Raw genomic sequence first — 15276 nt, forward strand, 5'->3', positions numbered from 1 at the left:
GCTGAACAGAAGACTAGCGCACTCTGTGGTAGCAACGTTCGGGGCGGCCGATGGAACCATAACTCTGATCCGCCGCCAGCTCATTGCATTCCAACAAAAATTCTAAATAACGCCGCGCGGTAGAACGGCTAACGCCTAGCTTTTCACCCACTATTTGCGCCGTGAGTTTATCCTGCGGCTTAGCATCAAACACTTCGCGGATTTTCTGTAGGGTCAATTGATCGACCCCCTTTGGCAAACGAGCGGCAGCCTTGGTCGTCCCTGTCGGCACTTCCATAAAGGCATCGACCACGGATTGAGTCAGCTCTTCGGTGGCAGAAAGTTTGAGCTGCCGGCTCTCGAATCGACTCAAAGCTTGGTCTAATCGGCTCAAGAGTACAGGTTTCACCAGAAAATCGAACACCCCTAACTGCATGGCTTTTTCTAAAATCTGCACTTCCTTGGCCGCAGTGAGCAATACCACTTCGCTGCGGATCCCTTGGCTGCGTAATTCTGCCAGTAAATTCAAACCATTACCGTCGGGTAAATACACGTCTAACAGTAAAAGGTCAGGCGTGATAGCGCCCAGTAAGGACCGCGCCGTGCTGATATCGCTGGCCATGCCAATCACTTTATAACGATTGGTCGAGAACAAATATTGCGCAACCAAATGGGCGACTTCGACTTCATCCTCGACGATGATCACTGTATGCATTAAACGGTACCGACTTCAGGTAAAGGTTTAGTGGGAATATACACAGAAAAACGCGCTCCACCTAAATCTGAGTCGGCAAACTCTAAGCTGCCATGGCAGGCACACAGGTAAGTATTAACGATATACATGCCCACACCGTGCTGCGCCCCCTGCTTAGAGCTGTAATCTGGATCGAATATCGTACTGTACTCGGTTTTAGAAATCCCATCGCCACTGTCTTCCACATCAAAAATCAGGTTAGAGGCGGTTTCATCTAAAGTTACGACCACGCGGCGGGGCTTATGATTGTTCGCCCTGTGCACAGCCTCAATGGCATTATCGATAAGGTTGCCCATAATCGACACCATCCGCTCAAGCATAATGGCGTCTTGCACATCGCTAAGTTGACTATCTGGGCTGATTTGAAACTCAATATTCAGCTCTTTCGCCTTGTGGTACTTACCCAAGAGTAATCCGGCGATCGTCGGCTCATGGATTTGCGACAGTAATAAATGGATTTGAGCCTGCCAACCTTGGCTTTCTTGACCGATAAATTCGACCGCTTTGTCGTAGGCTTTGAGCTGTAATAATGCGCCTAGGGTATGGAGTTTATTCGAGTAATCATGGGTTTGAACTCTGAGCATTTCAGCAAACTCTTGCACTTTGGCAAGTTGCTGGCTCAAGCGCTCAATTTCATCGGCGGGGCGCATCGTCAGCAGCAAGCCATCATTTTGATCCCGTACCTGAAACGGCACCCGCGACATCACCAGCCATTGCTCATTGGCAAATAACTCGAATCCCCTGATGGTTTTGTTTTGGTTCGTCAGTAGAAAGTCGGCGTGCTGCGGCAATAAATCACTCAACATCAGAGTATTAGGTTGGCAGGTCGGAGATAAGGCTAAGATCTCCCGCGCCCTTTGATTCAACTTGCGGATACGACCATCGGCATCCAATGCCACCACACCCATTCGCACTGTGTTAAGAATCGCGTCCTGCTCGACAAATAAACGCCCAATTTCAGCAGGTTGCAAGCCGAACAACATTTCCCGTACTTGCCGTCCCATCCAAAAAGCCACCAGCACACCCATCAGTAACACTCCTAGGACTGTCATGATGATTTCAGGAATACGTTTATCGATTAACGCGCCCACGGACTGACTCAAAAAGCCCACCGAAACCAAGCCGATAATTTGGCCTTGCTCGTCAAGCACTGGCACTTTACCGCGAATAGAGCGGCCTAAACTGCCCTGCGCCTCGGAGATATAGGACTCCCCTTCTAATGCCGCTTGGCTGTCACCGCCCTCCATCTTCTTGCCAATTTTATCTGAATCTGGGTGCACGATACGGTATTTATGGGTATCGCCCACCACGATAAAATCGGCCTTCGACGCTAGGCGTATCCCCTCTATCGCGGCCAATAATTGGGGGCTCGAATGCCCCGTTTGCAAAGCGGTAATCACATCGGCCCGTGTCGCGACCGCATGGGCCAGCCCTAATGCCTTAGCGCCCGATTGCTCAGTAATACTGCGGCTCAAAATTTGATAGCTGATGCCGCCAAATAAGGCGCACAGCAACAAACTCAGGCAAGTTACCCCACTGATTAACCAGGTTTCTAAGCGTTTAGGGCGTCTCATTAGCGTACCTTTACTTAAGAGGCTTTCGCCAATTTATCACTACGATGACTACGAATAAAACCGATCAAGGGCACAGCCAGCATAGCAATTGCCACAATCAAGATAGTCAGCGTCAGCGGGCGTTCCCACAGAAAGCTCAAAGAACCATCGGAAGCGATCATAGCACGGCGGAAGTTACGCTCAATCATATCACCGAGGATGAAGCCCAGTAGCAGCGGCGCCATTGGGAATGCCAGCAAACGCAGCACCACAGCGACAATCGCAAAACCTATCATCAAGAACAGATCAAAAGTATTAAACGAGACCAAATACACCCCAATCAAACTGAAGAACAAAATCATCACAGTCAGAATCGACTTAGGCAAAGCCAGCACTTTGGCAAAATAAGGGATCAGCGGTAAATTCAGCACCAGCAGAATAATATTGCCGAAATACATAGAGATAATCACAGACCAAAACACGTCTGGACGCTCCTGCATCAACATAGGGCCAGGTTGAATACCATAAGCGATCAATGCACCGAGCATGATGGCCGTGGTACCCGACCCCGGAATACCTAAGGTCAATAAGGGTACAAATGAGCCAGTACAGGCCGCATTGTTAGCCGACTCAGGCGCCGCAACACCGCGAATCGAGCCCTTACCAAACTCATCGCGTTTCGCGCCGCGGGATAAATTACGCTCAGTGCCGTAGGCCATAAAGCTGGCAATCGTTGCGCCTGCGCCCGGTAATACCCCAATCAAAAAACCAAAAATCGACGAGCGACCAATCACAGGCGCTATCTCTTTCACTTCCTCTTTGGTTAAGCGAGTGCTACCAATAGGCTGCGCTGAAAAGTTGATGTTTTCTGTCGACTTCGGCGGCTTAATCACATTCATTAACGCTTCCGACAGGGCAAAAGTTGCCATAGCGATTAACAGAAAACTGATGCCATCGAGTAAATCTGGCTGACCGAAGGTGAAGCGTTCCATCCCCGAGAAAGGATCGATCCCCACTGACGAGAGCAACAAACCTAAGTGAGTCATCATCATGGCCTTGAGGAAATCGCCACGATTCGAAAACGCTGCAATGGCCGTCAAACCGAGGAACATCAAGACCACATAATCGCCCGATTGAAAGCTCAGTGATACTTGCGCTAATAATGGCGCCGCGACCATCAACATAATGGCGCCGATAGTGCCGCCGGTAAACGAAGCATAGGCCGCAATCGCTAATGCTTTGCCCGCCATGCCTTTTTGCGCCATTGGATAACCATCAAATGACGTCGCAACCGTTCCTGCTACGCCCGGGGCGTTGATCAGAATTGATGATGTCGACCCACCAAAAATAGCGCCGTAGTACACGCCCGCCATTAAGATCATCCCTGAACTGGGGCCAATACTGTAAGTCACAGGGATCATCAAGGCGATCGCTGTGATCGGCCCTAATCCCGGCAGCATACCGATCACTGTGCCGACCAAGCAGCCTAAGACTACATACATGAGGTTTTGCAATTCAAACGCGGTCGATAGACCAATAAACATTGCATCGAACATAGTTAACTCCAAAGAGAACCTGAGGCCAAGTAAATACCTAAGACTTGCGTCATCAACACCCAGAACACCAACACCACGGGCACAGAGGCGAGCAACAAGATCTTAAAGCGGCGCTCTCCCATCAACCAAAATCCAGCGACCAAAAACAATAAAGTAGCGACAACAAACCCCAACGGTTCGAGTCCGGCGGCATACAAGACCATCAGCACAATCAGCGCCGCGGTTTGTTGTAAGGCGGCTTTTGTCAGCAGCGCCCCCCGCTGTTGAACCGTGTTTCCTTTCAGCAAGACAGCAACCAGAGAAAACAGACTAAACATCAGCCCCATGGCAGCATAAATCTTCGGCATAGTGGAAGACGTCACGACTTCAAATTCTTCAAACGGCAATAAGGGAATTTGCCATGCCAGCACGCCATATCCGGTAAACACGGCGACAAATAGCAAGGAACCAATCAGATCACGATTCAACATCTGTCACTCCTTACTTAATAAAGCCCAGTTGCAACATAGTGGCTTTAAGCTGTTGCTCCTGTGCTTCCAATGACTTAATGAATTCGGCTTGGGGTTCAAACAAATTGATCCAACCATTACGGGCACGCACTTGTTCCCATTCTGGCGTCTTAATCAGCGCCGCAAACTTGGCCACATACTCATCAACTTTGGCTTTAGGCGTATCGGGTGCCGCAAAAAAGCCGCGCCAGTTAGTAAACGTCATGTCATAACCGAGAGATTTAATCGTCGGAACCTCTGGATGCTCGGCAACGATTTCAGGTGCCGTCATAGCAAGGATCCGACCTTGACCACTGCCTGCAATTTCTAACGCTTCACTGAATCCCGTCGACAATAAATCGACTTCGCCCGAGAGTAAGCCAGCCTTAGCTTGACCACCCGCATCGTAGGGAACATAACGCAAACGACCGCCATCTAAGCCCGCCGCCGCAATCGCTTGCGCCGCAACTAAGTGATCCATACTGCCGCGCGCTGAGCCGCCAGCGATGTTGAATCTTTGTGGGTCCGCCTTAAAGGCCGCCAACACATCGTCCCAGGTTTTCAACGGTGAATCGTTACGCACCACAAAGGCACCGTAATCGGCGACTATGCCTGCAACCGGCGTTAAATCACGATAACTAAACGGGATTTGCCCAGAAAGTGCACGGAGCACAATCGGAGTCGAGTTAACCAGTAAAATATCGCCCTGTTTGTTTTTCGATTTGATCATAGAGGCAATCGCACGACCGCCACCGCCACCCGAGAGGTTCTCAAAAGAGGCATTACCATCGATTTTCGACTTCACTAAAGCTTCACCGACACCGCGCGCTGTGGTATCCCAACCACCGCCTGGACCGCCAGGAATGATAAAGTGGACATCAGCACTCGCCATGCCAGAGGCACCGAGTAACAGCGCACTCATGACTAAAGATTTCATTTTCAACATGATTCATTACTCCTAAAACACGTATTGCAAACGGGCAGCGAAGGCATCGCCCACATCTTCATTGCCGACTAAGGCAATCGTGCCTGCGCCATCGACGGAAGAATGGATGTAGTTAGCCATCACTTTTATTTTTGGATTAAAGTAGTAAGACACGCCTAAGATATAGGTCTGAGTTTTAGTACCTTGGAAGTCGGAGCTCGCATCCACGCTAGAAAAACGTGCCGCCAATTCCCATGCATCGGTTACGCCCTTAGGCTGGGAAAACACCGCGCTGCCCTTGGAATAGCTGCGCTGTTCGCCCGTTAAGAAATAACTCGCCTGCAGGTAATACGCCTGATAACGCTCACCATCGAGCACTGACTGAGGATCTTGAGTCGTTAAATTACGCTGAGCGTATTCGCCTTGTAGTAACAAAGCCTTATGTTGAAATGCCAGCTCTAAACCCGCTTGGTTTAGATTATCAATCGCTGCGGTTTCACCACCGGCGACATAGTTAATCAGGCGAGTATTAGTCTCGCGCAGTTCGCCGCGAGCAAAGCTGGCAGACAAGTCATCGCCGCCCATTTGACGCGCCGAGTACCACAAGCCCGCATGTAACACTTGGCCCGATTCTTTGGCCTGTGACCAAGTCACTCGCGAGCTAAGGGCATAATTCAAATCATCGGTTTCATCTTTGCCATCGCTACCAAAGGCATCGTTTTTATAAACACCCAAGGCGTAACGCAAACCTGTGCTTGGGAAATATTGATAGGCAGAAACACCCCAGCGGAAGTACGGCGACATAGTATCGGCGAGGCTAGAACGTTCGATCAGCGCAATGTGATTACTGCTGGTGAGCGCATCGAGGCTGATATCCTCACGCAACTTACCAAATTGCAGTTTAGGACCATTCTCAAAACCCGAATAACGCATCCGAGCCATGACGATTTCAGCAGTATTTTCAGCAAATTCAAGCAGTAGCTTGTAATCCCAATCCTGTAATTCGCCTTCAACAAAGGTACGTACTCGGCGGGGGAAAATATCCTGCGCGCTACTGCCGTTATGTTCGGCGTTATAGGCACCATTGAAGAGGTTGTAATCGAGTTGAATGCGACCACCTATCTCAAAAGCTGGCGCGCTAGGCTTAGATGGAGTCGCAGTGGCATTCGCTGCCTGCTGTTGTTTTAGCTGGTTAACTTCTTGAGTCAATTGGGTGAGTTGTGCTTGAAGCTCTTGTGGCGTTAAGTCTTGCGCATTCGCAAAACCAGTAAAAGCCACAGCGGTTGCCGCGGCAAGTAAGGTCAATCTAGGCATCAATGCCTCCTGTATTGCAGTCTGCCATTCCCTGTGGGAATGCCTGTGTTATTAGAATTGTGTCAGGTCTGTGACGGACTACTTCCTCGCCCAGAGGATGAAATGTATCGTTAACATTTCGTTAAAGATATTTAACGCACTTAATCTTCATTAAGGGACTTAAGGTGACTAAAAATCATAAAGTTCATGAACAAAATGAACTTAACTCAATGGAAATGGCTTGAAGTGCACAAAACGGGTAAGAATGAGAGATAACTCAATGAAAATATGACAGGAATATTAGCTGGCGCTGAATGTTAACAGATGAGTGAAATAGCATAAAAATAGGACGGATTTACCCTTAGAACGTTAAATTAAGCTAGAAGCCATCCATAAAAGCAAAGCGCCGTTAAGCGCTTCTGAGGGAACTTGGAGCAATACTTGAAGGGATATTGAGTAGGATTGAGCTGGATATTGGGCGATAAGCATTAGCAACGATGAGCAAATAACAGTGGTCGAACAAAAAACACCAAATGCTCGACCCAACGATGCGAGTACCTATTTATTCGAGCTTATTGATTCAAGCTAATTGATTCGAACTTTCGCTTAGCAATCAGAGCTTATTGCCTGCATTCTCGCTGGCGGGCGCGGTGCCATTATCACCCTGCGCCATCTGTGCATGGCCTTGTTCCATTTGCTGTAAATCTTCCATCGCCGAATCCTGCGACAAAGCCAGCGGATCGGTATCTGCGGATAACGCCGCCGTATTGTCGGCATTCGCGGTATCTGGCGCAGTCATTTGTTCAGTCAGTAATGGATTGGCAGCTTTTTCAGCATCTAGCCCCTGAGTCACAGGAGACACTTCAGTGTTGAGCGGGCTATCACTCACATTCGGTAACCACTCACGCAATGGCTCGGGTCCAAAACTAAAGCCCAAGGCGATGACGACAGTTGCCGCAGCAACATACAACCAAGGGCGAATCGCCCGATTATCGCCTCTTAATGAACCGCTCTCACTGGCATATAGGTGCGCATCCGAGCGTTGAGCCGCTGGGGCGATCGCTTTTAGCATATCAGGTAAGGCATCAAGCTCAGGGCCTTTAATCCGCTGACCAATAAACTGGCCGCCTTCGTAGATCTCCATCTGATGGCTTGCAACTTCGCCGTCAACCACTCCAGAACTGGTAATAATCAACTTATTACAACAGACTCGACCACTAAATACGCCGCACACCCGCAACTCATCACAGCTGACTTCACCGGAGATCTCGCCGCCGAGTTCGATCTTAATTTGTCCAGCTGAGCCAATCTTGCCCTGCAATTTACCCGCAATTAATGCCGTGCTCTCTAACTGGATGTCACCCTCAATCGAGGTTTGTGCACTGATAAAAGTAATGCCATTGCCTTTGCTAGCCATAGGATTCATTCCATATCATTATTTTTGTGACAAAGATGTTAAGGTAAAAGTCCCCAAGAATAAAGCACTGGTTTTGTTTAGTATTTGACCTAAGCCTCTGAGCGGGATTTAAGTCACGCCAGCGACTATGTTACCCTGAGCATCTTGCAATATGGCTCCCGAGTACCTAAGTATGAGTAGCATGATGCCTCAAAAGGCGAGTACTGATATCGCACTTAATCAAAGCTAAAGCACATACTGACTGCAGCGAACACCTAAAACAACCGCCAACGAGACCCCGACATGGCTCATTCAAACTCCGCTAGCTCGCAATCGATAACGCCAATGATGACGCCACTGGAAGTGTATCGCGCCAAAGTGAGCGAAAATCTAGTTGACGATCCGGCGCAACAACAGGCGGTGTTGGCGCTCGATATGTTATTTAAACAGTTGATGCCACAACCCTATTCAGCACGCCACTCCCATTCACAATCCATCAAAGGCTTGTATCTGTGGGGCGATGTCGGTCGGGGTAAAACCTTTCTGATGGATTTGTTTTTCGATTGTTTGCCAAGTGAAGGCAAGTTAAGACTGCATTTCCACCGATTTATGGCACGGATACACAATGCACTGCGTGAGCATTCGGGTAAACGCGATCCGTTAACGCTTATAGCAAAAAATCTAGCGAAAGAATGCAAGGTGCTGTGTTTCGATGAGTTTTTTGTCTCGGACATTGGCGATGCCATGATACTCGCAGGGCTATTTGAGTGCCTATTCGAACAAGGTGTGGTACTGGTCGCGACCTCTAATATTCCTATTGAGCGCTTATATGAGAACGGCTTAGCGAGACACAGATTTTTACCTTGTATCCAACTGCTACAAACACACACGCAAATGCTGCATCTCGATGGCAACCAAGACCACAGGATTCACGCCATCAATACTTTATTAAACAACGAGATTGGCATTGATAGCGCTGAAATGAGTGCCTCGATTTCCCGCAATATCGGCATTACCGGAACACTCGATTTTGAGTATATTTTTGACAAGCTAGTGAATGGGTTAACGCCAAATACACTCAGTATGAGCGCTGTTGGCATTAGCGATTCTGGTATTCGTGAGACTAGTATCTGCGGTAGCAGAATGAGCAATGCTAGCCTCACCATCTGCAACCGTGAAATCCCAGTGATCCGCGCAGCTATAGGGCCCACAGACAACGCTGTTGCTTGGTTCGACTTTTATGCCCTGTGTGACGGCCCGAGATCCCAACTCGATTACATCGAAATCGCCAGTCGATTTAAGATCTTAATGGTGAGTGGCGTTCCTAAATTAGGCGGCGAAGTGAAAGGCTGGATCCGTGCCCGCGGCACGGAGGACGGCACAGGAGAAAACCAAGCCGCAACGACGGGCGAGCGCAAACTCTCCTACGCCGCCAACGACGACCCTGCGCGACGTTTTATCAGCTTAATTGATGAGTTGTACGATCAAAATGTCAGCCTTTATCTCAGCTGCGACGTGCCACTGAGCGAACTCTACCAAGGTGGCGCACTTAGTTTTGAATTCCGCCGTACCTACAGCCGATTAATAGAAATGAGCCGGCATGAATTACCGAAAAATAATTGATTATTTATCGCTTCGCATAAATAAGAAAAGAGATAAGAAAAGAGACAAGAAATAAGCACCAATCGTTTACGTCTCATTTATCCATTTATTATCGAACAATCCTGATCACAAGAAATAAAAACGCTTAAAGGAACAGTCGATTACAAAGGTTTTATACAAAAAGAATACTAACGGTTTGAATACTCTCTTTAAATGCTGATATTAAACATAAAGCTAACGACCTAAATTGCTTTATTAGAGCCTGATTAAACCAGCAAAAAATTCACTTTAACTATCTAAAATTAAAATAGTAATCACGTTCATACCTTTATTCAAACTGACCTGACTCTAATCGATAGTCGAAATAAAACCACAGACATCATCACACTCAATTGGGCAATACAGTTTGCTAACGCCAATATTTAAGGTACGGTATAACTTAGTTTAAGTTTTACTAATTTACGGCCAGTCGCTTTTAATCGGCTAAATTTACAATCCAAAACGAAAAAGTTAGAGAATATAATCTATAGTGTATTAAACCAAAAACTCACAATTCCGACTCGGCGCGATAACAGTTAGTTTAACGTTAGCAAGCATGAATTCAGCCTTTTGGCTCAAGCTTCATGGCTCGACAGCAGTGATTAAAAAGTATTAGCTCAAAAGCAGTAAGAACGACCTTAGACGGAACTCATTTAAATACAGGGACGACTCGCTTATGTGGTTACGACAAATTAAGATTGGCTCACGACTCATTACTGCCTTTGGCTTACTCGGCCTAGTCTTGTTACTTCAGGGGCTCATGTCGCTGCAAACTATGTCATCTATGCGCGCCTCCTCTGAAGAAATTGAAAAAAATACCCTACCGACACTCGTCACCCTTTCTAGCATCAATCTTAACGTGATGCGCGCTAGGGTATTTACATTTCGTCTGTTACTCGCCGATTCAGCTGCTGAGCGTGACAAAGGGCTCGAAACCTTAAGGCAAATTCGCGAGAACATTGAAACGGATCAAAAGGCCTACGAGCCTTTAATTAGTTTGCCTGGTGAGCAAGCCCTCTATCAGGATTTTAGTCATAATTTAGAGCTGTATTTACAGAATCAAGATCAAATGATCAGTAAGCTGCAGGCCAATGACACGACTGAAGCTAAACGGATCATGGATGAAGTGATGACGTTACAAGCTGATAAAATAACTAAAACGCTTATCAGCATTGGCGACTTAAATACCGAATATGCAGGCAAACAAGGCGAACTCACCGCACAAGCCTACGAAGAAAGTAAGCTACTCAACAGCGTAGTGATAATAGCCTCCTTGATTGCCGCATTTATCGTGGCCACATTATTAACCCGTAGCATTGTGCAGCCAATGAAAGAAGCGGTAGACATTTCAGTGACAGTCGCAAGCGGTGATTTAACACAGAAAATTAGTGCCGATGGCGAAGATGAAACCAGTCAACTGATGCAAGCACTAGCAAAAATGCAGCAGAACCTGCGCGATACCTTATCCCACATCGCAAACTCCTCTAACCAGCTCGCCTCCGCCGCCGAGGAACTCAATTCTGTGACTGAAGATGCATCCCGCGGTATACAACAACAAAATGATGAAATACAACAGGCTGCAACCGCAATTACCGAGATGAGTTCGGCGGTGGATGAAGTCGCCAATACCGCAGTCCTCGCTTCAGAAGCCTCAGAAGAAACCGCCCGCAATACTGAATTAGGTAAAAAACAAGTAGATCAAACCGTCGCCGCCATTATCGACATGAATCAGGATGTGACGCAAAGTTCGCAGATCGTCCAAACCTTAGCCATGCAAGCTGTCGATATTGGCAAAGTTTTAGATGTGATCCGCGCGATTGCAGAACAAACGAATTTACTGGCCCTCAACGCAGCCATTGAAGCGGCACGAGCGGGCGATACTGGCCGTGGTTTTGCGGTGGTTGCCGATGAAGTGCGCGCGCTAGCCCACCGTACTCAGTCTTCGACCCGTGAAATTGAAGACATGATCAACAAGATCCAGCACGGCACCGAAACCGCTGTGCTATCGATGCAGCACAGTGGCCAAAAGGCAGAGCAAGCACTCGCTGTCGCAAGGCTCGCTGGGGATGCATTAAACACGATTAACGCTCAAATCAGTACGATGAATAACAGCAATATGGTCATCGCAAGCGCCGCAGAAGAACAAGCGAAAGTCGCCCGTGAGGTCGATAAAAACATTGTGAACATTAGCGATCTCGCCAGCCAAAGCGCCGCGGGAGCGCAGCAAACCAGTGCATCGGCACATGAACTATCAAGGTTAGCAGTAGAACTGAACAACCTACTGACGCGCTTTAAGGTGTAAAGTCGCCTCGTACAGTCGTCAGATTTAAGGCCAAATCTCGTTTTACAATGGGACCTGAGGGTAACTGCACAAGGTGTGCGAAAAGACGTTACCCTCAATCTATAACCACATCTCTAACTTAATAAAATTATTCAGTATCAAAAACATGCACTCAGTTAAGACCGAGTTTGCGGCGCCTGATTAAAGTGCATAGCCAGTTCACTGATATCGGCAGCAACCCATTCTGGCTCGATACACTCGGCCAAATGCGCCGCCATAAAGTCCACCAGCTGCATGGCAGCATAGGGCAAGCGGCGATCTTTGCGGCCAACCAGATACCAGTTACTTTCGAGCGGAAAACCCATCACTGGCAAAATAGCCGGTTTTTCGCGCCCTTCTTGCAGCGTGTGCGCCGAAATCACCGACAAGCCTAAGCCCGACGCGACGCTTAGGCGTATCGCCTCATTGCTCTCAATTTGCATAGTGTCACTAAGCGTGATGCCTTGACCGCTGCACCAAGACTCAAACATTAAACGGGTGGCAGAACCTGGCTCGCGCACGATAAAACGCTCATTTTTGAGATCGTTAAAATTCACTTGCTCACGGCCCACCGCCCAATGATCCTTTGGCGCAATCAGTTGCAGCGGGTTTTTAATGATCCGCGCAGATAGCACGTTATCGCCACTAGGTGGATGACTAAACAGATATAAATCATCTTCTTGGCGCTCAAATCGGCCCAAAACATGGGCACGGTTACCTATGTTTAAGGTCACTTTAACCTGCGGAAACTGCCGATAAAAAGCCCCTAAAATCCGTGGTAACACGTATTTGGCGGTAGTGACGATACCGATATTAATATGCCCGACGCTGCCACCTTTGGCCTGCTGCATAAAGGCATCGAAATCCTCAAAACGACTCAAGGTATCGCAGGCGGCGCGGTAGAGTTCATTGCCAATCAAGGTCGGTAACATGCGGCCATCACGACTCTCGAGTAACGGCTCACCCAATACATCGGCCAGCTTTTTAAGCTGTAATGAAACTGTGGGTTGGGTTAAATGCAAGGCCCTCGCCGCTGCGGAAATATTGCCTAACCGCACCACTTGCACATAAACCTGCAGCAAACGGAAACTCAAGTGCCGCAATTTAAGCTGAGTCGATGACGAACGCTTATCCATAGACAATTATCTATACCTAAGTGGTAAACAATTTATTTTTCAATATAACCAATTAGGTCCAAAATCACCAGCCATCAGGACCACCCGACATTTAAGCCTGTTCTGCACGGCTTAAAAATCAAACTTAATGAGATACTTATGCCCGATATTGTCATTGCCTTTTTTGCCTTAGGCTTGTTAGCTGGCCTAGTGAAGTCAGATCTTAAAGTCCCTCCCGCGATCTACGAAACCCTATCCATACTGTTAATGCTCACTTTGGGCTTAAAGGGCGGAATGGCGCTCCACGGTCACACCCAAAACTTAGTGCTCACTGAGCTGTTAGCGGTTGTTGCTTTAGGCTTCATTATCCCCTTGGCCCTATACCCAGTGTTAACTCGGCTGGTTCGCATTGGTCACACAGATGCCATTAGCATTGCCGCCCATTACGGCTCCGTCAGCGCGGGAACCTTTGCGGTGGTGATGGCTATGGTGGAAAAATCTGGACTGATCTTAAGGCCCGAAACCACCCTGTATCTCGTGCTGCTGGAGCTGCCTGCGATCGTCGTAATGCTCTGGCTACACAGGTACTTAAGCGCCAAAAAAGCAATTGAATCATCACCCAAGAATGAAACTCAATCGAGCGTATTGCACGAAGCGTTAACCAGCCGCGGCGTTGTACTACTCGTTGGTGGTGTGGTGATAGGTTGGCTTTACGGCCCAACGGGGCTTGCGCCGCTCACACCTGTGTTACTCGGTGGGTTCAAAACTTTACTGGCATTATTTTTACTGGAAATGGGCTTAGTGACGGCTAAAGTGTGTTTGCCGTTACCACTGAAACAATGGCGCTTATTGGTGTTCGCCGCCGTAACGCCCTTTGTATTGGCTTGGTGCGGTATTGCCGTAGGATTATGGCTGGACTTACCTTCTGGCAGTATTTTAGTGCTAGCGGCATTAAGTGCCAGTGCATCTTATATCGCAGCGCCTGCGGCCATTCGAGCCGCAATACCCGAAGCCAATATTGGACTGGCTATGCTGGCCTCACTCGGCATTACGTTTCCGGTTAATGTGTTAATTGGCTTACCTTTATATCAACACTGGGTCATGCTCATTACGGCTTAATGGCGTAGCTTAGTACTTCTTGGTCGAATAAAAATCAATGAAAAGGGAGACATAATTGTCTCCCTTTTCATCTTGCTTAAGCACACATGATTTAAGGCGCATCACTGTGGTGCGCGGCTTTATCCTGATACATGGCCTTATCGGCGGAATCTAATAGATCCTCTAAACTCATCTCAGAATCTGGCGTCCAATGGGCGATACCAATACTGGTCGCTAAGCTATGTTGCTTAGGATGCTGTTGATTATATTGCTCAAGTAATTGCTTAAAACGCTCAATCACGCGATCGACTGTATCCCTATGCACAAAACTTAATAGCACCACAAACTCATCGCCGCCAAGCCTTGCAATCACATCCGACTCCCTAAAAGCGGTCATCAGGATATGAGCAAAATCGTATAACACTTGGTCGCCCTTGAGGTGACCAAAGTTGTCATTCACTTCCTTAAAGAAATCGAGATCGAAGAAGAGTAAGGCCGCCTCAGATTCGGTACGTCGACAACTCGCCAGCGCCTGATGGGCCAGTAACTCAAATCCACGCCGATTCGAAATCGTGGTCAAAGGATCTAAGGTGTTTTGCGCGATAGAGAGTAATTCCGCCTCCACCATTTCGCCTAAATCCGTCAAGGTTTCAATATCTTCAGCCGTAAACTCTCGCGGTTCAGTGCCGATTAAACACAAGGTCCCGACCCGATATTGCCTATGAATGGTTAAGGGATAGCCAGCGTAAAAGCGAATACGCGGCTGCTCCGTCACCAGTGGATTGTCACTAAAACGCGGATCTTTGAGGGCGTCGTTCACGATAAAAATATCGCCTTGATTGATCGCATGGCCACAAAATGAAATTTCCCTTGGTGTTTCAGTCACCTCTAGTCCTTGACGAGATTTAAACCACTGCCGCTCGGCATCCACTAAGGTCACAACACAAGTCGGCAAGGAGAAAATTCTGCGCGTGAGCCGAGTGATACGATCGAAACGTTCCTCGGCATCGGTGTCGAGCACATTGAGTGCGCGTAACGTGGCCAAACGTTGCAGCTCGTTTTCAGGGATAGTAGGTAATTGCATGGTGCTCTCTGCTAACTGCTCTCATTAAACTCTAGCCTAAATTGCTTATTCTTGCGGAGTTAAGGCCGATATTC

General features: G+C 48.0%; 12 protein-coding genes. 3 read left to right on the forward strand and 9 right to left on the reverse strand.

Translation table 11 applies throughout. From position 1 onward, the window contains the following. Nucleotides 1-13: 13 nt before the first annotated feature. The 7 genes from Q4Q57_RS02870 to Q4Q57_RS02900 form a co-directional block, all read right to left on the reverse strand. Nucleotides 14-694: a response regulator gene (locus Q4Q57_RS02870; RefSeq protein ID WP_311889654.1), complete on the reverse strand. Its 681-nt coding sequence runs from the start codon at nt 692-694 to the stop codon at nt 14-16. Then, nucleotides 694-2307, reverse strand: a complete 1614-nt coding sequence (locus Q4Q57_RS02875; protein ID WP_012088375.1) for a sensor histidine kinase — start codon at nt 2305-2307, stop codon at nt 694-696. Before Q4Q57_RS02875 ends, Q4Q57_RS02870 begins: the two co-directional genes overlap by 1 nt. A 14-nt stretch (nt 2308-2321) precedes the next feature. Then, a complete protein-coding gene (locus tag Q4Q57_RS02880; RefSeq protein ID WP_011623841.1) occupies nt 2322-3842 on the reverse strand; it encodes a tripartite tricarboxylate transporter permease in 1521 nt (506 codons plus the stop codon). Nucleotides 3843-3844: 2 nt separating this feature from the next. Next, entirely contained in the window at nt 3845-4312 is a 468-nt protein-coding gene (locus tag Q4Q57_RS02885; protein ID WP_006082912.1) for a tripartite tricarboxylate transporter TctB family protein, read from the reverse strand. A gap of 10 nt (nt 4313-4322) precedes the next feature. Continuing rightward, a complete protein-coding gene (locus Q4Q57_RS02890; RefSeq protein ID WP_311889661.1) occupies nt 4323-5276 on the reverse strand; it encodes a tripartite tricarboxylate transporter substrate-binding protein in 954 nt (317 codons plus the stop codon). A gap of 12 nt (nt 5277-5288) precedes the next feature. Then, nucleotides 5289-6569 carry a porin gene (locus Q4Q57_RS02895; RefSeq protein ID WP_311889662.1) on the reverse strand — a complete coding sequence of 427 codons (1281 nt, stop codon included), beginning with the start codon at nt 6567-6569 and terminating at the stop codon, nt 5289-5291. A gap of 592 nt (nt 6570-7161) precedes the next feature. Beyond that, nucleotides 7162-7965, reverse strand: coding sequence for a polymer-forming cytoskeletal protein (locus tag Q4Q57_RS02900; RefSeq protein WP_311889663.1), 804 nt, complete (start codon nt 7963-7965; stop codon nt 7162-7164). A gap of 282 nt (nt 7966-8247) precedes the next feature. Between Q4Q57_RS02900 and zapE the strand changes: the two genes are divergently transcribed. Together zapE and Q4Q57_RS02910 are read left to right on the forward strand one after the other, a co-directional pair. Then, a complete protein-coding gene (gene zapE, locus Q4Q57_RS02905; protein ID WP_311889665.1) occupies nt 8248-9567 on the forward strand; it encodes a cell division protein ZapE in 1320 nt (439 codons plus the stop codon). A 694-nt stretch (nt 9568-10261) separates the two neighbouring features. Next, nucleotides 10262-11887: a methyl-accepting chemotaxis protein gene (locus tag Q4Q57_RS02910; protein WP_311889666.1), complete on the forward strand. Its 1626-nt coding sequence runs from the start codon at nt 10262-10264 to the stop codon at nt 11885-11887. Between the two features lie 155 nt (nt 11888-12042). Here the strand turns inward: Q4Q57_RS02910 and Q4Q57_RS02915 are convergent, their stop codons facing one another. Next, nucleotides 12043-13041, reverse strand: a complete 999-nt coding sequence (locus tag Q4Q57_RS02915) for a LysR family transcriptional regulator (RefSeq protein WP_311889667.1) — start codon at nt 13039-13041, stop codon at nt 12043-12045. 138 nt (nt 13042-13179) lie between these two features. On the opposite strand from Q4Q57_RS02915, the gene Q4Q57_RS02920 reads away from it, so the two are divergent. Continuing rightward, nucleotides 13180-14139, forward strand: a complete 960-nt coding sequence (locus Q4Q57_RS02920) for a sodium-dependent bicarbonate transport family permease (protein ID WP_311889668.1) — start codon at nt 13180-13182, stop codon at nt 14137-14139. 91 nt (nt 14140-14230) lie between these two features. On the opposite strand, the gene Q4Q57_RS02925 is transcribed toward Q4Q57_RS02920, so the two are convergent. Beyond that, nucleotides 14231-15202: a sensor domain-containing diguanylate cyclase gene (locus Q4Q57_RS02925; protein ID WP_311889669.1), complete on the reverse strand. Its 972-nt coding sequence runs from the start codon at nt 15200-15202 to the stop codon at nt 14231-14233. Nucleotides 15203-15276: the final 74 nt, after the last annotated feature.

The sequence above is a fragment of the Shewanella sp. SP2S2-6 genome, assembly GCF_031931965.1.
Lineage (GTDB): Bacteria > Pseudomonadota > Gammaproteobacteria > Enterobacterales > Shewanellaceae > Shewanella > Shewanella baltica.

What these genes read in the sequence shown, in the direction of transcription:
- Q4Q57_RS02910 (WP_311889666.1), top strand. Translation starts at nt 10,262, where the DNA reads ATGTGGTTACGACAAATTAAGATTGGCTCACGACTCATTACTGCCTTT.
- Q4Q57_RS02890 (WP_311889661.1), bottom strand. Translation starts at nt 5,276, where the DNA reads ATGTTGAAAATGAAATCTTTAGTCATGAGTGCGCTGTTACTCGGTGCC.
- Q4Q57_RS02895 (WP_311889662.1), bottom strand. Translation starts at nt 6,569, where the DNA reads ATGCCTAGATTGACCTTACTTGCCGCGGCAACCGCTGTGGCTTTTACT.
- Q4Q57_RS02880 (WP_011623841.1), bottom strand. Translation starts at nt 3,842, where the DNA reads ATGTTCGATGCAATGTTTATTGGTCTATCGACCGCGTTTGAATTGCAA.
- Q4Q57_RS02870 (WP_311889654.1), bottom strand. Translation starts at nt 694, where the DNA reads ATGCATACAGTGATCATCGTCGAGGATGAAGTCGAAGTCGCCCATTTG.
- Q4Q57_RS02915 (WP_311889667.1), bottom strand. Translation starts at nt 13,041, where the DNA reads ATGGATAAGCGTTCGTCATCGACTCAGCTTAAATTGCGGCACTTGAGT.
- Q4Q57_RS02920 (WP_311889668.1), top strand. Translation starts at nt 13,180, where the DNA reads ATGCCCGATATTGTCATTGCCTTTTTTGCCTTAGGCTTGTTAGCTGGC.
- Q4Q57_RS02875 (WP_012088375.1), bottom strand. Translation starts at nt 2,307, where the DNA reads ATGAGACGCCCTAAACGCTTAGAAACCTGGTTAATCAGTGGGGTAACT.
- Q4Q57_RS02900 (WP_311889663.1), bottom strand. Translation starts at nt 7,965, where the DNA reads ATGGCTAGCAAAGGCAATGGCATTACTTTTATCAGTGCACAAACCTCG.
- Q4Q57_RS02885 (WP_006082912.1), bottom strand. Translation starts at nt 4,312, where the DNA reads ATGTTGAATCGTGATCTGATTGGTTCCTTGCTATTTGTCGCCGTGTTT.
- zapE (WP_311889665.1), top strand. Translation starts at nt 8,248, where the DNA reads ATGGCTCATTCAAACTCCGCTAGCTCGCAATCGATAACGCCAATGATG.
- Q4Q57_RS02925 (WP_311889669.1), bottom strand. Translation starts at nt 15,202, where the DNA reads ATGCAATTACCTACTATCCCTGAAAACGAGCTGCAACGTTTGGCCACG.